Annotated in this window: 27 protein-coding genes; 4 read left to right on the top strand and 23 right to left on the bottom strand. The window is 32.4% G+C overall.

Features of this window, described 5'->3' with window-relative positions; translation table 11 throughout:
* Window positions 1-102: 102 nt before the first annotated feature.
* From LKE05_RS10525 to LKE05_RS10415, 23 genes are all read right to left on the bottom strand, one after another.
* The gene (locus tag LKE05_RS10525; protein ID WP_308456830.1) at window positions 103-309 is read right to left on the bottom strand and encodes a hypothetical protein; all 207 of its coding nucleotides are present in this window, start codon (window positions 307-309) and stop codon (window positions 103-105) included.
* A gap of 55 nt (window positions 310-364) precedes the next feature.
* Entirely contained in the window at window positions 365-1,123 is a 759-nt protein-coding gene (gene nadE / locus LKE05_RS10520; RefSeq protein ID WP_308456829.1) for an NAD(+) synthase, read from the bottom strand.
* Window positions 1,116-1,523, bottom strand: a complete 408-nt coding sequence (locus LKE05_RS10515; protein ID WP_308456828.1) for a hypothetical protein — start codon at window positions 1,521-1,523, stop codon at window positions 1,116-1,118. Before LKE05_RS10515 ends, nadE begins: the two co-directional genes overlap by 8 nt.
* Window position 1,524: 1 nt before the next feature.
* Window positions 1,525-2,985 carry a nicotinate phosphoribosyltransferase gene (locus LKE05_RS10510; RefSeq protein ID WP_308456827.1) on the bottom strand — a complete coding sequence of 487 codons (1,461 nt, stop codon included), beginning with the start codon at window positions 2,983-2,985 and terminating at the stop codon, window positions 1,525-1,527.
* Window positions 2,982-3,827 carry a phosphoribosyltransferase family protein gene (locus LKE05_RS10505; protein ID WP_308456826.1) on the bottom strand — a complete coding sequence of 282 codons (846 nt, stop codon included), beginning with the start codon at window positions 3,825-3,827 and terminating at the stop codon, window positions 2,982-2,984. Before LKE05_RS10505 ends, LKE05_RS10510 begins: the two co-directional genes overlap by 4 nt.
* Window positions 3,828-3,829: 2 nt before the next feature.
* Window positions 3,830-4,462, bottom strand: coding sequence for a hypothetical protein (locus LKE05_RS10500; protein ID WP_308456825.1), 633 nt, complete (start codon window positions 4,460-4,462; stop codon window positions 3,830-3,832).
* A gap of 2 nt (window positions 4,463-4,464) precedes the next feature.
* On the bottom strand, window positions 4,465-4,998 hold the full coding sequence (locus LKE05_RS10495) for a cysteine hydrolase family protein (RefSeq protein WP_308456824.1): 534 nt from the start codon (window positions 4,996-4,998) through the stop codon (window positions 4,465-4,467).
* Window positions 4,999-5,093: 95 nt separating this feature from the next.
* The gene (locus LKE05_RS10490) at window positions 5,094-5,498 is read right to left on the bottom strand and encodes a hypothetical protein (RefSeq protein WP_308456823.1); all 405 of its coding nucleotides are present in this window, start codon (window positions 5,496-5,498) and stop codon (window positions 5,094-5,096) included.
* A 4-nt stretch (window positions 5,499-5,502) separates the two neighbouring features.
* Complete coding sequence (locus LKE05_RS10485) at window positions 5,503-5,703, bottom strand: hypothetical protein (RefSeq protein WP_308456822.1); 201 nt, start codon at window positions 5,701-5,703, stop codon at window positions 5,503-5,505.
* Window positions 5,704-5,902: 199 nt separating this feature from the next.
* Window positions 5,903-6,448, bottom strand: coding sequence for a hypothetical protein (locus LKE05_RS10480; protein WP_308456821.1), 546 nt, complete (start codon window positions 6,446-6,448; stop codon window positions 5,903-5,905).
* A 20-nt stretch (window positions 6,449-6,468) separates the two neighbouring features.
* Window positions 6,469-6,762 carry a helix-turn-helix transcriptional regulator gene (locus tag LKE05_RS10475; protein WP_308456820.1) on the bottom strand — a complete coding sequence of 98 codons (294 nt, stop codon included), beginning with the start codon at window positions 6,760-6,762 and terminating at the stop codon, window positions 6,469-6,471.
* 19 nt (window positions 6,763-6,781) lie between these two features.
* Window positions 6,782-7,816: a phosphodiester glycosidase family protein gene (locus LKE05_RS10470; protein WP_308456819.1), complete on the bottom strand. Its 1,035-nt coding sequence runs from the start codon at window positions 7,814-7,816 to the stop codon at window positions 6,782-6,784.
* Window positions 7,817-7,829: 13 nt separating this feature from the next.
* Window positions 7,830-8,387: a hypothetical protein gene (locus tag LKE05_RS10465; protein ID WP_308456818.1), complete on the bottom strand. Its 558-nt coding sequence runs from the start codon at window positions 8,385-8,387 to the stop codon at window positions 7,830-7,832.
* A gap of 26 nt (window positions 8,388-8,413) precedes the next feature.
* Window positions 8,414-8,752 (bottom strand): hypothetical protein, encoded by a 339-nt coding sequence (locus LKE05_RS10460; protein ID WP_308456817.1) that lies wholly within the window; start codon window positions 8,750-8,752, stop codon window positions 8,414-8,416.
* Between the two features lies 1 nt (window position 8,753).
* Window positions 8,754-8,933 (bottom strand): hypothetical protein, encoded by a 180-nt coding sequence (locus LKE05_RS10455; protein ID WP_308456816.1) that lies wholly within the window; start codon window positions 8,931-8,933, stop codon window positions 8,754-8,756.
* A 175-nt stretch (window positions 8,934-9,108) separates the two neighbouring features.
* Window positions 9,109-9,255 (bottom strand): hypothetical protein, encoded by a 147-nt coding sequence (locus LKE05_RS10450; RefSeq protein WP_308456815.1) that lies wholly within the window; start codon window positions 9,253-9,255, stop codon window positions 9,109-9,111.
* Window positions 9,255-9,557 (bottom strand): hypothetical protein, encoded by a 303-nt coding sequence (locus LKE05_RS10445; protein WP_308456814.1) that lies wholly within the window; start codon window positions 9,555-9,557, stop codon window positions 9,255-9,257. Before LKE05_RS10445 ends, LKE05_RS10450 begins: the two co-directional genes overlap by 1 nt.
* 13 nt (window positions 9,558-9,570) lie before the next feature.
* Entirely contained in the window at window positions 9,571-9,717 is a 147-nt protein-coding gene (locus tag LKE05_RS10440) for a hypothetical protein (protein WP_308456813.1), read from the bottom strand.
* The gene (locus LKE05_RS10435; protein WP_308456812.1) at window positions 9,674-10,462 is read right to left on the bottom strand and encodes a hypothetical protein; all 789 of its coding nucleotides are present in this window, start codon (window positions 10,460-10,462) and stop codon (window positions 9,674-9,676) included. The genes LKE05_RS10440 and LKE05_RS10435 overlap by 44 nt, the downstream gene beginning before the upstream one ends.
* Entirely contained in the window at window positions 10,459-11,223 is a 765-nt protein-coding gene (locus tag LKE05_RS10430) for a metallophosphoesterase family protein (protein ID WP_308456811.1), read from the bottom strand. Before LKE05_RS10430 ends, LKE05_RS10435 begins: the two co-directional genes overlap by 4 nt.
* A gap of 15 nt (window positions 11,224-11,238) precedes the next feature.
* Entirely contained in the window at window positions 11,239-12,735 is a 1,497-nt protein-coding gene (locus LKE05_RS10425; RefSeq protein ID WP_308456810.1) for a hypothetical protein, read from the bottom strand.
* Window positions 12,736-12,741: 6 nt separating this feature from the next.
* Entirely contained in the window at window positions 12,742-13,362 is a 621-nt protein-coding gene (locus LKE05_RS10420; RefSeq protein ID WP_308456809.1) for a sigma-70 family RNA polymerase sigma factor, read from the bottom strand.
* Between the two features lie 235 nt (window positions 13,363-13,597).
* The gene (locus LKE05_RS10415; RefSeq protein ID WP_308456808.1) at window positions 13,598-13,870 is read right to left on the bottom strand and encodes a hypothetical protein; all 273 of its coding nucleotides are present in this window, start codon (window positions 13,868-13,870) and stop codon (window positions 13,598-13,600) included.
* A gap of 431 nt (window positions 13,871-14,301) precedes the next feature.
* Here LKE05_RS10415 and LKE05_RS10410 point away from each other — a divergent pair, with 431 nt between their 5' ends.
* The 4 genes from LKE05_RS10410 to LKE05_RS10395 all read left to right on the top strand — a co-directional run bounded on the left by LKE05_RS10410 (window position 14,302) and on the right by LKE05_RS10395 (window position 16,471).
* The gene (locus LKE05_RS10410; protein WP_308456807.1) at window positions 14,302-14,919 is read left to right on the top strand and encodes a helix-turn-helix domain-containing protein; all 618 of its coding nucleotides are present in this window, start codon (window positions 14,302-14,304) and stop codon (window positions 14,917-14,919) included.
* Window positions 14,920-15,049: 130 nt separating this feature from the next.
* A complete protein-coding gene (locus tag LKE05_RS10405) occupies window positions 15,050-15,424 on the top strand; it encodes a helix-turn-helix domain-containing protein (RefSeq protein ID WP_308456806.1) in 375 nt (124 codons plus the stop codon).
* Window positions 15,425-15,573: 149 nt separating this feature from the next.
* On the top strand, window positions 15,574-15,933 hold the full coding sequence (locus tag LKE05_RS10400; protein ID WP_308456805.1) for a helix-turn-helix domain-containing protein: 360 nt from the start codon (window positions 15,574-15,576) through the stop codon (window positions 15,931-15,933).
* Window positions 15,920-16,471, top strand: coding sequence for an ImmA/IrrE family metallo-endopeptidase (locus LKE05_RS10395; RefSeq protein ID WP_308456804.1), 552 nt, complete (start codon window positions 15,920-15,922; stop codon window positions 16,469-16,471). The genes LKE05_RS10400 and LKE05_RS10395 overlap by 14 nt, the downstream gene beginning before the upstream one ends.
* Window positions 16,472-16,488: the final 17 nt, after the last annotated feature.

Here is a 16,488-nt window from a genome sequence, read left to right as displayed (position 1 = left end):
CTGTTACGCATTGATAACAAGCTACTGTACCCAATCTCTTTGTATTTCCTACTTGAACAACAACAAATGTTCCTGTATTGATTGGGAATGTTTTTGTAAAACTCATAATGATACTTCCTTTCGTGGATATTCCCCTATGGATACCAAATACAAAATATATAAACAATCAGCCACATCGTGTATTTTTTCAATGAGATCTCCATGAGATGAATATATCTCAAAATTATCGACATCCATAATGCGTACAGTCAGGTATGAATGTGTTGATCCTTTATAATTATAAACACAGTCAATTTTTATTTCTTCCATAATAGAAATTCTCCGTTAAAAACAATAATTTAACTCTATAATTAATCAACCAACATTAATCAACGTATCTTTTCAATCCTGTTGAAAAATACGGAATTGGCATTCTTTTAAATTGATACTTCTTTACTCTTTCATCTATTATATTTTTAATATCTGTATTATCAATTTCACCTGTTCTAATATACTTGTCCATTACAGAATACTTAAATCCTAGAGCGTCTTCATCTGTACTTCCACACAAGCCATCGGACGGAACTTTTTCAATTAATTCTTTTGGTAATCCAAGTTCAAAACCAATAGCTTTAACTTCTTCAACCGTCAAATCACTCAATGGTGAAAAATCTCCAACAGCGTCTCCCCATCTGGTTTCCCAAGATAAAAGAGTTTCTGAAAGGTTACAAGTATTTGCCACTCGTCCATTAATGGTTTGAGACACAGCATAAAGTGTAGCCATTCTAATTCTCGCCGGCAGATTCGTAGATGTTTGTTTCGACCATTGATTGTTCAACTTTGGTTTTACTTCATTTGTCAATGTGGAAATCGTATCGCCAATATTTACAATGCAATTATTGATATCTAAATGTCTAACAAGCTTATAAGAAAAATCAATGTCTGACTGCTCACCTTGTGGCATAAGAACTCCAAATACCCTATCCTTTCCAAGAGCTTCAACACATAATGCGGCTACAACAGAAGAATCTTTACCGCCCGAAATGCCTACCACTGCACAACATCCCTTACCATTCTCATTAAACCAATCCTTAATCCACTGTACAATCTCATTCTTTACTTTCTTTGCATCAAAATTATTCATGTGTAATCTCTCCCTTTTCGATTTTCTCAATTAATGTCAATAGTTCATAATATACCTGAATTAGTCCTCCTCTATCATCAATATAAACATTGGCATAAATTTTTCTTCCTGAAAATGCAACCGAAGCATCACAATTAATACCTCTATATTTAATGTGATTATCATTCAGATATTTTTCAATCATCTCATATTTATCTTCGCCATTGCCAGTAAAGATAATTACTTCTGAATAGTTCTCCCATCTTTGCAAAAGGTGAATAACATTTTCATATGTTCTACCCTTTTTATGAAAATCATAAATTGTATCATCAAAATCTACACAAAAGATGAGCTTTCCATATTTCTTAAACTCTTCTTCTAGTCTATTATAAGAATTATTAGCTTGAAGATAAAAATCCATTTTATTTTCCTCCGTACATTCTATTTCTGATATCCATAAAGGAATCCTCTCTTATCAATTCTCCATTTTTAAATACAGTAGTAAGCAAACTGTCATCACTCATTTCAAGTAATTGGTCTTGACATTTTAATTCGCCGTCTTCATAATAAACTTTACAACAACCTTTATGAGATTTCTTTAGATGACTTGTATCTGTCTTTGGGTCTTTGAAAATCATTAATTTCTTACCATCAATTACTCCATAAGTTGCTTTCATAGCAATTCCAAAAGTATCTCTCGTAGCAACTATCATCTTTCCATTCTCCATAATTGCCGTAAAACAAAAAGCTCCTACACCATAAGCAATATTATTGGCTGCAAATCCACGTTTCTCCAACTCTCTCCAAATTGTTTCTACATTAGAAAGGGTACAGCCATCACCGTAAATGATTCCTATATGAGGGTTTAACTCTTTATATCCTTTACTATTTATAGAGCCACCAAAGATATCCCATAGTCTTTCAACTGTTTTAACTGAAATTTCTACAATATCACCACTATCAGGACGAACCAGAAGTTTACCATTATGATTCATAATTTCTTCTTTACATTGCGGAAGAATATTATTTATCATATTCCAATAATCATATGTATCTGAGACCATACTAAATGATGTATTTGGATAAAGTTCAGTCAAAAGTCTCTTCACGAATGTAATTTCATCTCCGTCAATAGAGAAATTCGCACCCATAACAGAATGTTCTGTCGATACAGCACCTAATCCAATTCCGTTCTTTTTACAATCAGCATTATAATATTTATCAATATAGTTAATCGCCGGAATTGTTGATGTTTTATTAAACGAAAGCAACCACGAAGCTGAACATCTTACAGCTTCATCCATACAAGACATTCCTCTCATACCAAAGTCCGCACAAGCCATGTCTCCCGACAATCCATCAGTTGTTTTATCGTACCAATAATCCGCAATCTCACGATACATATGACCGATTGTTGCATGGCAACAAGGTTTCCATAGTTCAACCTGTAGGATACATTCAATCCACTGTACAAGCCAAGCAAAATCATCATTTGTATTTGTAATCTCAATGCATGGAACTCCCATTGGTACAAGTGTTCCTTCTGACAAAGCTCTTATCTCTAGTGGTAAATATCCTAATTTATGTAATTGAACAATCTTGTCTAAATCATAATTGTCCTTACCAATCTGTATATCCATTGAATCAGTGTAAAGAGACACCATCTCATCTTCCGTCAAATCAAAGAAATTTTCTTGGAAATATCCCATTAAATATTCTTTGATAAATGCCTGTAATCCGAAGAAAACCATTTTGTTTCTGTTCTCCAACATTGATCTTCGAGGCACCCAATACGATACTAACTTAGTTAATCCTTTTGGATACATTCGCGAGTGGCACTGTTTATAAGTGTCTGATAGTAGCAACGCCATTGTATTATTCATAATTCTTCGACCTCCATAACTGTTATTTTTTCATGATTACCCTTAAACAAACTATTTGTCGTAAACAGTCTGTTCACAGTATTATTCTCCAAAAATTTAATTAAAGTACCTTTTTCTTTGTCAAGAATTGAGTTTTCTGTATGTGTAGCATATGCGTAAATTTCTTTTATACCATTTTTCTTCAATTCTTCTGCACTATAATACAGCGAACCACCATAAGCAATAATGTCATCAATCATTAACACGGCTTTATCAGCTAAATCAATTCCATTCGTTCTGATGTCTAATCCGAGAATTTTACCAGTTTTCCAATCTCGTTTCTTTTCTCCATAACAGTATTGAAGTTCAGGAAATAAATCAGAGTATCTTTTTGCCGCCCCCGCATCTGGGAAATAAAGAACAAGATTTCTCTCTCCAATTTTTGCAATTACCTGTTCAATATATTCCTTTGGATTTTCCTCAAAACAATTATTAAGCAATGCCGTAGAAACATCACTATGAGCATCTAAAACATATACACCCGAAAAATTTAACCAGTTAATGAATTCACAAAAATATTTTAGAGTAAATACTTCGTCATTATTTTTAACTCTGTCCATTCGAGCATTTGGAATATATGGAAGATTCAAATAGTAATTCACATTTGTTTTAAATCTTTCAAGATGTTTCTTTATCAACATTAAATAAAACATCTCATCATTGCTTTCATATATCCAATCAAGCCAAATACAAGGCGAACCGTCATAATCATATTCTTCGATACTATTCACATCAATATTTATTCTTGGTGTTCCATCAGGGAATTTATTAATTGTTACAATATCTCCATTAATTTTAATCATATTTATTCTCCAATCTTTCTGTACTCTGTATAAACTTCATTTTCGCAATAGTATAAATTGTAATCATTTTGCTCAATATACCACCAACGCTTTTGGTGTCCTTCTTTTAAATATTCTCTACAATAATCAGTTTCTTCATAGTGATTATCCATCATTTGTCTAAAACTTAATTCATCAATATTATCTGAATCATGACAATAAGTTGCAATCTTATCTATTAAATCTTTTGTAAACCGTTCTGTAACTACAAAAACAACTCTGACAATCTGCCCACTATGATTCCGTTTGATTGTTTTTAATTGCTCGAAATCATGTAAATGATATACTACTCTCTCAAAAAACAGATAAGGAACTCCATCTACATTCGGCATGCTTGTATGCAATTCAATATTGATACCCTCTGTTATTTCAAAAAATCTCTTGTACCAATCAATGTGATTTTCAAAATTCCATAATGGATCTCCTCCACCAGAGATAGAGACCCAATTACACTTATTATCTTCTATCTTTTTCTTTAACAAATTCAACCCATCAAGTGTAGTCTTAGGAATATGAAGATTATTGTTTTTTACAATACAATATGGGCATGAATAATGACACCCAAAATTGGTTATTACACTCATATACTTGTCCATATTTATTCTCCAATCACATTAATTTGACAACTCTTCATAACTTCCATCGCAGCCTTATGTTTTTCTGGTGTAACTCCGGCACAACAAGAAGCATCTACTGTTATTTCAGTGTCAGGGAAAGCACTTCTCAACATTAGCGCATTTGATATCACACATATGTCCGAACATAATCCTACTATCTCTATTGAACCTTTGACTCCCTTGTCCAATATTTTTGCTATCTTGTCTACAAGTTTCATTGAACCAAATATTTCTTTTTCTATAAAAGCATAATTTTTAGATTTTAATGCATTTCTTATAAATGAATTTATCAACCAACCCTCGGTATTTGCAATACAATGCTCTACCGGTAAATGTCTTCCTTCCAAAGTTTCAAGATAATCATCTGAGTGCGTATCTAATGTCAGAAATATTACTCCATCAAATTTTTTAATTTTTTCACAAACAGGCTCAACAATATTTCGTGCTTCCTCTGTACCAAGTGATCCATCTATAAAGTCATTTTGCATATCTACTACAACTAATATCTTTTCCATATTATATATCCTTTCTTTTATGCTACATATTGTATTTGATTGTTTATCTAACCACTATATATTGGTTATCTTTTGCATTGAAACTGCCGTTTCAATTAGTTCTGTATATATTGAAAAATTGTTGGCTTATCACAATATTCATCTATAACTTGCATAACTGCCTGTCTTGTCCAATTATTCTCACAACACTTGGCAAACCATTGCTCCAGCCTTTCAATATCATCACTGCCACCATAATCTCTCAAATCTCCGAATACCGAAACTGTAGTAGATGACATCTCATTTTTAACAGGATTATGCCAAATGCTCATTTTAAGACTGCCTTCGCTACCCATTGGAAGAAACTCTTGTTGAATCCATTCATTAGAATCGGCATAATCACAATCTGCCATCTCTTCCCAATCAACTGTTCTTCCAAACTTTTCGATAATCTCATTGTCAGAAATCTCGCCTATACTGTCTATTCTAAATATTGCCGCCACATGTGTCCATCTGCTCATATATTTATTCTCCTTTTTCATATCCATTTCTAATAATTTGTAGTTCTCTCATCAAATTAGAAGTTGAGTACAAAGCTGATTCATCGCTTAATTCTTTTAAAATCTGCAATGTATCCTCCAAATCTTTATCAATTTCTTTTTGTGATAAATCATTATTCGATACTGCTTGTTCTTCAATTCTTTCTCGTAATGTCTTATATTCCATAATATCATCCAATCTTAATGTCGATTAATCCATGCCTTGAACTGATGGAATTCATTTTCCGTCATACAAATGTCTGCATAATAAAATTTGCCATTCGTACATGATAAAAAGGCATAGTGAGATTTATCATATTTATCAATTTTAATCTGTATCCCCCTCATCGCAACTGCAAGTGCAACTTACGCATAATTCGTTTCTATCAAAATTCTTCAGCACCGCCATAGTAAATTTCTCCTTCCATTGCAACCTTCTTTTTAAAAATTGTTTTGCTCGCTACCTTTTTCACTCTGAAATTTACCGGACATTTATCATATATCTTTTTGTCAGTTACCGATACGATTCCTATCCCATATTTTGTTTTGCAAAGTATCACATCGCCAATTTGGACATTATCTCTGAATCTCATCCAATTTGAAGGAACTCTCCACATGTATGTTTTATGATCAACATCATTTCCATTAATATGTCTACCGTAAATATACATCGTTCGTTCATTTCTATAACTACTTGCTCCCCAATCTTCAACTTTAACTTCTATTTCTTCTATATTATTCTCTTTATAAATAAGATACATAATATAGCCATCGGTAAGAATTTCGTCCGAAGCAACCACTATTTCTCTATCTGGCTTTCCGAATTTTTCGAAATAATTCCTACATTTCTGAAGTTTTCTTTCGGACACATGAGTCCTTGCAAAAGCATCCGAAATCTTTATATCCGACAATTTCATAGTTTTTGTTATCATAACAATATTCTCCTTTGTGTTTAATTTTCGGCAATCGAAAGGTTAAGTTTTAGATTTAATTTTTCACATATATCACAAATTTGAGAAAGAGAAAAATCATAATCACCACTTTCATAATTGGATAGCATTGAAGGACTTACTTCCAAATAACTTGCCATATCTTTTGAGGTCAAGCTATGTTTTAACCGATATTCCAATAATGTTGTCGAAAGTGTATATTGAATATCGTAATAGTATGATTTTGATGCACTCATATCAGCACATAATTTGTTGAGATACTCGCCAGCATTGACCAATTCTATATCATCGCTCATTTATACTACCTTATTCCCCTTACATCACAACACCAATGTTATTAATTTGTCTATTCTCACTTGTACTCTTTTGAATTTCTCCATTGATTTTACAATAGAAGCTTCCACCGCCATCAACTTTAATAACATCTGAAAATCCACAGTCTTTAATTTTGTCGTAAACCTCTCCACTTGTGATACAATTCGAGGTCTTCGTTTCAATGTAAAAATAATAAATATAATTGTCTTTGATACCCAAAAATCCGTGAACAGTTGGTCTAACTATCGAATTATCCCAACCTTCGTCCAAATATTCTGTCGTTACTCTCAATCCATCAATTATAATTGGAGCACCCGAAACGGCATATTTAACATCTTCATCATATAAACTGTTGTACTTATCAATAAAAACTGTATTGTCATTACAAATAATCAATGTAGACACGTCTTTTGTTTTAAACTGATCAGATGCATTTTGACTTGCATAGAAATAAACCTTATTATCCTTGACTTTTCGTTCCTTCAAATATTTCAAACATGGCGATGAAAGTGTGTTTTCATCTGTGTCGGCTACAAGGTTTGCCACTGGCAAAGTAAAGAAAATTCCATCCTCTTTGAAGTTTGCAAAATAACCAAGATTAAAATATGTATCTTCGTCCAAGTTGCTCTTTGATTTATCAACCAATTTAATTTGGAATCTATTTGATGGTATTCTCAACATACAAATACCATTATGCGAAACTATCTTTGTTTCATTTTTATTCAATAGTTTAGAATATCGGTTAATAATCACATTCAAATCGTCCAAGTGAACGAGTTTCTTCCTATTAAATATGTCATTCCAATATTCAATTTCGTCGTCAGGAATAACACCATCGTTCTTCAATACCTTTGTTTGCTTTTCCAATGTAATTGGATAAACTACTTTACCATCTGGGTCAAACACTTTATATCCCTGTTGCACCCTTTCTTCTGTGCATTCTTGAATAGCTTTTTGCTTGTCCGTATATGCACAAATTTGTGAACTATCCCACTTACCATTGTTCCAATTTTTACGCACTCTATAATATCCCATTTGTTCACTCTCCTTATTCTTCATCAAGACGTTGTTGGTATTCAGTAAAATACCATTCTAATTCGTCTCTAAAATTTTTAACCGCCTTTGACACTTTATCTTTCGTTGTAAAGTAAATAATATTTGGTTCTCTTCTTCGAGAGCATCTTCCTATTTCAAATAGACTGGAACGATAGTTATATGCAATAAAATATTTAATAATCCCCTCATTTTTCCAATCAGATATAGAAATAGGCTCGTCGTTTTGTGCCTGCCATTGTCTTAGTTGACGGAGTAATCTGTCTGCTCTTGCATTGTTCTCAGCAATGGTTTTATCGCTGTAATAATTGCCTACATCATAACGATTTTGGTCAAATAGGACGGTATTCTCATCTTCTATTACTAAATCTATAGTATTGACAAAATAATGCTTCTTATTGTTACATTCTTCTCTTCCCTCATACCCAGTTCTAGGTTTATCCTCAAGCAATCCCAACTTTTTTAACTGCTCAACCAGTCCCAACTCTTTCAGCTGTCCTTCCGATATTTCAGCTTGAACGGTTTTACCATTTGCATTAATCGTTACTTTCATATTAACTATCCTCCTTATTTGTTGACCTATTCTGCAATAACTGTTTCTATCTCTATATCATCTTTGTCATTACTTTTTCTTAATAGGGACGTGTTATATTCTTTGACTGCTTCAATGTAGCGAGCCAGCATTGCTTTTGCTTCTTCTGCATTAATGCACTCACGAGGTACAATACTGTCATCATATTCTTTCGCACGACCTCTTATGTTTATAAAAGCTGGTGTTAGTTCTGGGCTACTTATACTCGTAACCTTAATCCCATTAGACGCGCAAAATTTAAAATCCCCTCGTTTAATCTCGTTTCCCTGCTCCAACACTTTCATTAACAATACATTTTCGATTCTCCAAAATTTAATTTTTAACATTTTATTCTTCCTCCGCAAACTCGTCTAAATATATCTCAAACTCGTCCTCTGTTTCATCTACGAACGCATATACCGCTCTGTCCTTACCTCTTTGAGAACCACTAACAAAAATACTCTCATAACTACCTGCTTGCTTTGTGAATGTATCTTCGTCAATTTCTTCTACTTTAAAAAATCTCATTTCATTTCCTCCATTATTTCATCTACACATTTTGCACAATAACAGCCTTCAAGACCTTCTATTTTGTATAGAAAACTCATCCACATTCGATTTCATATGCCTTTATCAACACATCTTTTGCAAGAACCTTGACCTTCGCCCTCGCAACATGTAGCTTTTACTTTTTTTAAATCATTCATTTATTTTTTCCTTTCAATCTTTTTACAATCTCTGAACACTTGTTAATATAAGATCTTGTTACTCGACCACCGTTTATTTTCTTTTTATCTTTTTCGTTAATAGATACTTCAAAAACATTAGATTTGCTTATTTCTTTCATCATTAATATTCTCCTTTTTTATTTTTCATTTTTAACGCTTCTTTAAATTCTTGTTCGGTCATCTTATCGCTGTTTCCGATGTACCTTGTATATCCCTTATTAATACTTTCTCCCATTGTTTTGAAAGCATTTGACAAACCTCTAAAACTTTCAGCACATACTTCTGCACTTTGACCAAAATCGTCTATCTCCGTTGAAACAGATTTTTCGTTGCCATTACAATAATGCAAAATCAATGCAAACATTCCTGTCCCACCGGCGAAACCTATCATCATAGCCAATAGTAACATTGATACTTCTTTCATAGTTATATTCTCCTCATTTCTTTTTTGTTTTCTTCTTTAGCTTAACTTTAAGTCGTTCCATATGTTTATACTCTTTTCCGTCCCATAACCCATGCGTCAACAAATAATCTTGTCGATTACATACAAGCTCTAACAGCTTTTGATAATCTTCTACTTTCATTATTTTTCTCCTTTCTGTACCTTCCGTTACAAAATCCCTTCAATAAAGTAGCTGAAATACGTCTATACCTATAAGGACTATTCATAATATTTTGTATTTCGTTTTGAATGTTTTCGTCCTTGAGCTTATTCGCATCATCTTTTATTAACTCAAGAACAAGTCTGTTCTTTTTGTATATTTTTCTGTATCGTTCCAACTCTTGCAAATAATATCCACAGCGTTGCATAGCAACACCACTTAACTTAGTATTTTCATCTCTAAGATAATGACGAATATCGAGTATTCTCAAATCCATTTCCTTTTCAAGATACTTCATATTCTCATATTGCTTATCTAAATTAGTCAAAACTTTACCGGCGGAAACTAACACATCAGATATATCAACATTTTCCATATCTAATCTTGTTTTGCCGTAATATGTGTATGGATTTTGCTCATCTGGTAAATGTGGTTCGTTTAACAACCTTTCAATATCCATAGATATAATGTCGTTAATATTACTCTTGTCTTCTTCGCAACAATTCTCTGGTTTTTCAACGGGCATATAACCATCTGTCAATTCGACAACACGACTTCTTCTTGAATTCCCTTTCAAGAAATTTTGTACTCTTTTAGTCTTTAAGAAACCCAATGCAGCCGGGAAGGTCTCAAACGAGTTGGCTAAAGTCGGATTACCCGACCATGCCAATCGCCCATTTGGATTGGTTCTAATATATTGTTCTCCATTAGTGATTACATATATCATTGAGCATCGCCACCAATCTCTATAATGTTATGATACAAAACAGTTATATCATCTTTGTAACAATTATTCTCGTGCATATGTCCACAATACCATCCCTTGTATTGAATATTCTCTTGAATTTCTTGAAGATAGTCCGTTAATCTATCTGGTTTCAATTTATCAAAGAAACCCCTACTCATATTCATTACATCTAAAGTCTTTGTTGGTGGGCAATGTGTTATAATATAATCCACCTTATTACCGTATTTAACTAAATTTTCAATACCTTCGTCCATTTCCTTTTGGGAAGGCAATTCTTCTTGCCACCAGGATATGTGGTTTATACGAAACATTTTGCAATAATCATATTGCCATTCCGCAATTCTCGGGTCATCAGTTTCTAAAATCCCGTCACTAATATCATGAGATTGTGCTCCACCAAATGTAAAGAATGTTTTACCGTTAATAGTAAATACTTGTCCTCTCATCAAATGAATTATATGTGGGCGAATTTTATGTACCTTTCCGCCATTCCATTCTTCAACCGACAATTTCTTTAGTCGGTCAAAATTACTATGATTGCCGTCTACAAATAATGTAGTCCATGGTTGACTTTCAAGCCAATCAAGGTTATTTCTTTCAATATCCGTATCGTGCCAATAACCAAAGTCACCACACACAATGACATAATCACTTCTATTTAAACTTTGTCCTATCGGAAAACATTCAGGTTTAAACCTATTTTTCCAATCTCCATGCGTATCTCCTGTTATAAATATCATTTGTATCCCTCTCCTTTACGCCACATTCTTTTCTTGATTAAGCATATACTCAATGAAAAGTTTCTTCATATTATTATAGTTCTCTGTTTTATTGTTCGAAATTAATACACTTTCGTCTATCGTTTTTAACCATTTTTCTAACGCCATATCATAATCTTTTTCACAAGAATAATCTATCAGCTTAACTAATTCGTCGTGTGCTTTTTGTGCCAGTTCGGAATTACTTGGCAACACGACCTCAATCATTGTTTCGTAAAATTCTATATCTTCTTGCTCAATTCCTTCTAATATATTATTCTCTATTTCCTGTACACTGTTTTGAGTATTGTTGCAAACATCACTTTCAATATTTTCTTCTTTAATAATATTTTTATTTTCAGTTGTCATTTTAACATTTTCTTCATTTGACAATGCATCATTATCTTCAATACCCAAAAATTCTTTCATTAAATATAGAATATGGTCTACTTTGTTTTTAATAACCTTCTTATCTTTAGTGCTTTTGTTTTCATCGAGTTCTTCCCAAGTAACGCCATTCACTTCTTTGTTTCTCATGCTCTCAAAAGCATTTAAAAATTCTCCAAAATTCTTATCATCTAAGCCAAGCTTATCAAATTTATCAAATGCCATTATCCATACCACTGTATCTTTTAATGTGAATAAATCTGCTACTTTTCTATTTTCAAGTTTATCTGAATATGGAGCAATCCTGTTAAAATACTGTTCAATTTGTTGATATTCTTCCATTGTAGAATTGAAGTTCAAATAATCACATATTTTCTTAGGAGCTTTTTTCCAATTATCAAAATGATACACACCCATAACACACTCTGAAATAACTCTTTCCCATATTCCGTCATTCTTTTGTTTTTCTGTTAAAATTGTACCGTCTTTCAAAAATTCATTGGTATTTTTTATTTTTCTTATTTCTTTTGCAAAATTTCCTACATACGTAAGGGCTTTCTGTGAAGCATTCATTGCAATGTGATTATTATAAATGTTAACAAGTGTGGGTAAATCTCCTTGTTCACAATTTTGATAAATTGTTACCGCTAACTGACCTTTGTTCAACTGTCGTTTTAATTCCGTTGGAAGGTCTTCATATGTTTTACCTCTCAAATCATATTCGACTGTTTCCCATATAATATCACCATATTGATTTTTTACCACTTTACCTTCTTCATTGAGTTTCTTCCTATTATATCTGACTATAGGCTCACGAATTTCATTAGTAACTTTATATTCACCATATCTAAATCTTCTCAAGGCTTCTGTTCTGTGACCACCATCCACAATATATGTAGACTTTATACCGGATTCAGACTTTGTTTCAGCAAGAATTAAATTTGGAATAAAAACCATCCCACTGACAGCCGACCATATTAGTCCGTTTAAAGCCTCTTTTGTCCAAGACCAACCACGTTGTACTGTTGGTTCAGGCTGTATTATTTGTGTATGTACATCATCCATATACTGTTCTACCGACCATCTTTCAATTCTATATCCATCCATGTTATTTTACCTCCTAATAAGCATTCGTATTTTTCTTTTATTTTTTTCATCTTTAATAGCCATAATGCTATCTTTGTATAAAAAATCATCAATGTTTAACATATCAATAATTTCTTCTTTTTTATATCCATCTGCTAAATGGATAAGAATTTTTCTTTGAACTTTTGATAACCCATTTAGATATTCCTCCATTTGTGGAGAAAATTCTTCATCATCATTATTATTCTCCACACATGCTATCTTTTCTGCTAAGTCAATTCCGTCTTCCGTTTTCACATCTAATGACACATTGGGAATTGAAATAGTTTGTCCTCGTTCATTCTTCTTCAAATTACCACGTTCATCAGTTTCAAGATTACACCTTTTCCAACGATGCCTATCTCGCAACCAATCTTGAAACGAACGTTTGATATTGCCAATAAGAAATGTCTTGAATGAACAGTTGCGTTCTTGATTAAAATTTTCAACACTTTCCAATACAACATTCATCGCATCGGAATATAAATCATCATATTCTGACAACGGAACATTCATTAATCGAATAATCGGATCGCAAATTTCTCTCAATTGTTTCATTTTATTACCACAATATTGACTTATTAAACTTTCTTTTTCTTTATCGTTCACTCTATACACTCCTTGCCTCAATTTCTATGATTATTCTCCACTAATAATCTTGCAGTTTACATGCCAACGCTATGCCAATGCCGACACCTGTTATAGCCAAGCCAATTAGATACATACATTTCACATCCTTTCCCTTTTATCATATACATAGCAAAACTACTTTTTTGTCTTTCCGCTCGGCAAAGTATAAACCGTATAGGTGAGTGTTTCATTTCAACGCTCAATATAATATTCTCTACGAAAAATATTTTTTGTTGATATATTTTCGCAATTTCCAAACCAATTCATCCACATCAATCTGAATTTCAGGATTGAAAATGTTAAACAAATCACCTTGTTTAATAGTTCCTGTTGTATTATTCTCCGTTTTCTCTAACATGAAAATATAATTCGGATTGATTTTGATTATGTATTTTGAGCCATTACACAAACAAACATTTTTAAATGTCTCAACATCTCCCTTTCGTCTTATCTTAAATCCGGCTGGTTTTTGAATTATTGAAATCATAACTTCACCTACTTTCTCCTCATTTTCACCCACTATATATTGTGTTTATATTTAAAATATCATCTATATGTAGTGTAAAAATTCCTTTGAAATCATAGTTTCATCGCTTCCTTTCTTGTTACAATTTCTTTTCTTTTATTATATTTTCTTTACAAAATTTACGTCAATATGATTGACATTTCCTTTATAATGTGCTATAATAAACACATAAAAAGCAAGGATATTTCTTTTATCCATTATGAAATAAACGTGTTGGGGAACACATTTCAAAAGGGTAAATTAATTTAATATGGGGATATTAAACTAATTCGAAATATTCTGTTTTGAAAAATCAACAAAACCATATTATCACGCTTTAACGTGAATGTCAACTAATTTTCACGTTTTCGGCGTGATATTGTGGTATTCTACAAAAAACGGAGGTGTAATTTATGCAAAATCCACAAATGATTGCAAGTAGAATAAAGCAACTTGCAAAGGACAACAACATTTCTATCGGTAGATTATGTAAAGAATGTGGTTTGGGTGTCAATTACATCAATCAAATGTCCAATAAGACATCCGTTTCTCGTGAAAAAATAGAAATCATCGCAAACTATTTTAGCGTTTCCGTTGAATATTTGCTTGGCGAGCCACAAAATAATAATCAAATGATTGAACTTCCTATCTTAGGTGAAGTTTCGGCAGGCTATGGTAAATATGCCGACAATGAAATAATTGGTACGCAATACGTTCCACTTAATTGGCTAAGTGGCAATGAACCGCACGTTTTGCTTCGTGTCAAGGGAGACAGTATGATTCCCAAGTTTGAAGAAGGCGATCTTGCTCTTGTTCGTTGTCAAGAATCCGTTGACAGTGGCAGTTATGCAGTTGCCTTGATTGACGGGGACAACGGTGTAATTAAAAGAGTTGTTTATGGCTCGAATTGGATTGAATTACAATCGTTGAATCATATGTATTCCCCAAGACGTTTTGAGGACGAAGATGTTACTCGTGTCCGAATATTCGGATTGGTGAGAAAAATCATCAAAGATACTGATACTCATTAACGTTCTATATTGGAACATTATAATCAGTTTATGTATTCTTTTCAGAACATATATTACTATTTTAAATTAGTTTTGTCAACATTTTAGAACGTTTTGTAACGATATTGTAATATTTAAGGTGGTGTTTTTATTGCTAACCGAAGAAAAATATAAAAATTTTCTTGCTTCTGAATTATTTTTGGCACGGAAAAAATCAAAATTAACACAAGATAATGTTGCTGATATTCTTGTAGATAAATATAAAATACGTGCAAATAGAACAACCATTGCAAAATATGAGAATGGATTACAAACACCTCCCTTATATACTCTGCAATGTTTGTCCAACATCTATAATTGTGAAATTATTAATTTTTTTCATAATATTAATAACGATAAAAATTACCTTGCGTATGGCGGAGAACATATCTCCGCAAAAAAAGAAAATTTGTTAAAGCAAATCGCTGAAAAAAATATTCCTGATGCAATATTAGATTTAATTCAAAATGCGATTGAACAATATTAAAAAGCAACCTCAATGGATTGCTTTTTTTATTTGTAACCATGCGTAGTGACTCTTTTACTACCAAACTCAACACTATTATTGCCATAGAATACATCTGCATTTTTGGGACATAATAAGATATAATCTTATTAGTAAAGGAATAGATTTCTATGGATGAATTTATAGTCAACCAGCACATTATGGAGATTTGCAAGCAACGAAATCTGTCTATATATAGACTTGCAAAGATGTCTGATATGCCTTATTCGTCACTCAATAATATGATTAAACATAGACACGTCCCGACAATATATAATTTAATGAAAATCTGTAACGGTCTAAATATTTCACTTTCTCAATTTTTTGCTGGAATTGAAGACAATGTGGATAATAATGTCTTGCCCTCTGAGCAACAAGACGTTCTATCATTATGGAATCTTTTAGACTCAAAATCAAAAGAATTTGCATTAATTTATATGAAAGGATTGGCTCATTTGCCAATGAGAGGTGTCGAAGATGAGAAGTTTTAAACAATTATTGGATATTGCACAAATCTATACAAAACAGTTTACAAGTTTCCCTTGTAATCCATTTTTACTATGCACTCAATTACAAATATCTTTTAAAGTGAGATCTCAAGCAGTAGAAGATTTTGCCGGTACAAATCCGTTAATCTCCTCTCCTGCTATTCTTTACAAAGAATCAGGTAAAGTGCCTTCATATATAATTTACTTTGATGAAACGTCTATGTATTGGCGTTTCTACATATTCCACGAGATTGCTCATTATGTATTGGGACATACTTCCGATTCTCTACAAGAAGAACAAGAAGCAAATTTAATGGCTTGTCTTTTAATCGCACCAAAAAACAAGTTGCCTACATATTTAAAAAATGCTAAAGATTTATCCTTATTTGCAGAAATTCCAATAGCTTACGCAGAAGAATATTGGAATTATTTACATAACAAATTAATTAAACCAAAAATGATTTTTAATATAATGATTTCTGTCTGTATTCTCACGGTGATACTTGATATAGTATCATTCGCATTAATATTATCAAATTGAATTTACACAAAAAAAAA

The organism is Hominilimicola fabiformis (genome assembly GCF_020687385.1).
Taxonomy (GTDB): Bacteria; Bacillota; Clostridia; order UBA1381; family UBA1381; genus Hominilimicola; species Hominilimicola fabiformis.
The sequence above is the reverse complement of the archived record's forward strand: the minus strand, read 5'-3'. Positions and strand labels throughout refer to the sequence as shown.

Excerpts from the sequence above, each read along its gene's own strand:
- LKE05_RS10400 (WP_308456805.1), top strand. The coding sequence starts at position 15,574 with ATGGATGAATTTATAGTCAACCAGCACATTATGGAGATTTGCAAGCAA.
- LKE05_RS10495 (WP_308456824.1), bottom strand. The coding sequence starts at position 4,998 with ATGGAAAAGATATTAGTTGTAGTAGATATGCAAAATGACTTTATAGAT.
- LKE05_RS10440 (WP_308456813.1), bottom strand. The coding sequence starts at position 9,717 with ATGAAAGTAGAAGATTATCAAAAGCTGTTAGAGCTTGTATGTAATCGA.
- LKE05_RS10510 (WP_308456827.1), bottom strand. The coding sequence starts at position 2,985 with ATGAATAATACAATGGCGTTGCTACTATCAGACACTTATAAACAGTGC.
- LKE05_RS10475 (WP_308456820.1), bottom strand. The coding sequence starts at position 6,762 with ATGAGCGATGATATAGAATTGGTCAATGCTGGCGAGTATCTCAACAAA.
- LKE05_RS10430 (WP_308456811.1), bottom strand. The coding sequence starts at position 11,223 with ATGATATTTATAACAGGAGATACGCATGGAGATTGGAAAAATAGGTTT.
- LKE05_RS10515 (WP_308456828.1), bottom strand. The coding sequence starts at position 1,523 with ATGGATTTTTATCTTCAAGCTAATAATTCTTATAATAGACTAGAAGAA.
- LKE05_RS10425 (WP_308456810.1), bottom strand. The coding sequence starts at position 12,735 with ATGGATGGATATAGAATTGAAAGATGGTCGGTAGAACAGTATATGGAT.
- LKE05_RS10480 (WP_308456821.1), bottom strand. The coding sequence starts at position 6,448 with ATGATAACAAAAACTATGAAATTGTCGGATATAAAGATTTCGGATGCT.
- LKE05_RS10435 (WP_308456812.1), bottom strand. The coding sequence starts at position 10,462 with ATGATATATGTAATCACTAATGGAGAACAATATATTAGAACCAATCCA.
- LKE05_RS10415 (WP_308456808.1), bottom strand. The coding sequence starts at position 13,870 with ATGATTTCAATAATTCAAAAACCAGCCGGATTTAAGATAAGACGAAAG.
- LKE05_RS10485 (WP_308456822.1), bottom strand. The coding sequence starts at position 5,703 with ATGGAATATAAGACATTACGAGAAAGAATTGAAGAACAAGCAGTATCG.
- LKE05_RS10410 (WP_308456807.1), top strand. The coding sequence starts at position 14,302 with ATGCAAAATCCACAAATGATTGCAAGTAGAATAAAGCAACTTGCAAAG.
- LKE05_RS10505 (WP_308456826.1), bottom strand. The coding sequence starts at position 3,827 with ATGATTAAAATTAATGGAGATATTGTAACAATTAATAAATTCCCTGAT.
- LKE05_RS10395 (WP_308456804.1), top strand. The coding sequence starts at position 15,920 with ATGAGAAGTTTTAAACAATTATTGGATATTGCACAAATCTATACAAAA.
- LKE05_RS10470 (WP_308456819.1), bottom strand. The coding sequence starts at position 7,816 with ATGGGATATTATAGAGTGCGTAAAAATTGGAACAATGGTAAGTGGGAT.
- LKE05_RS10455 (WP_308456816.1), bottom strand. The coding sequence starts at position 8,933 with ATGAGATTTTTTAAAGTAGAAGAAATTGACGAAGATACATTCACAAAG.
- LKE05_RS10525 (WP_308456830.1), bottom strand. The coding sequence starts at position 309 with ATGGAAGAAATAAAAATTGACTGTGTTTATAATTATAAAGGATCAACA.
- LKE05_RS10460 (WP_308456817.1), bottom strand. The coding sequence starts at position 8,752 with ATGTTAAAAATTAAATTTTGGAGAATCGAAAATGTATTGTTAATGAAA.
- LKE05_RS10490 (WP_308456823.1), bottom strand. The coding sequence starts at position 5,498 with ATGAGCAGATGGACACATGTGGCGGCAATATTTAGAATAGACAGTATA.
- LKE05_RS10500 (WP_308456825.1), bottom strand. The coding sequence starts at position 4,462 with ATGGACAAGTATATGAGTGTAATAACCAATTTTGGGTGTCATTATTCA.
- LKE05_RS10450 (WP_308456815.1), bottom strand. The coding sequence starts at position 9,255 with ATGATGAAAGAAATAAGCAAATCTAATGTTTTTGAAGTATCTATTAAC.
- nadE (WP_308456829.1), bottom strand. The coding sequence starts at position 1,123 with ATGAATAATTTTGATGCAAAGAAAGTAAAGAATGAGATTGTACAGTGG.
- LKE05_RS10465 (WP_308456818.1), bottom strand. The coding sequence starts at position 8,387 with ATGAAAGTAACGATTAATGCAAATGGTAAAACCGTTCAAGCTGAAATA.
- LKE05_RS10445 (WP_308456814.1), bottom strand. The coding sequence starts at position 9,557 with ATGAAAGAAGTATCAATGTTACTATTGGCTATGATGATAGGTTTCGCC.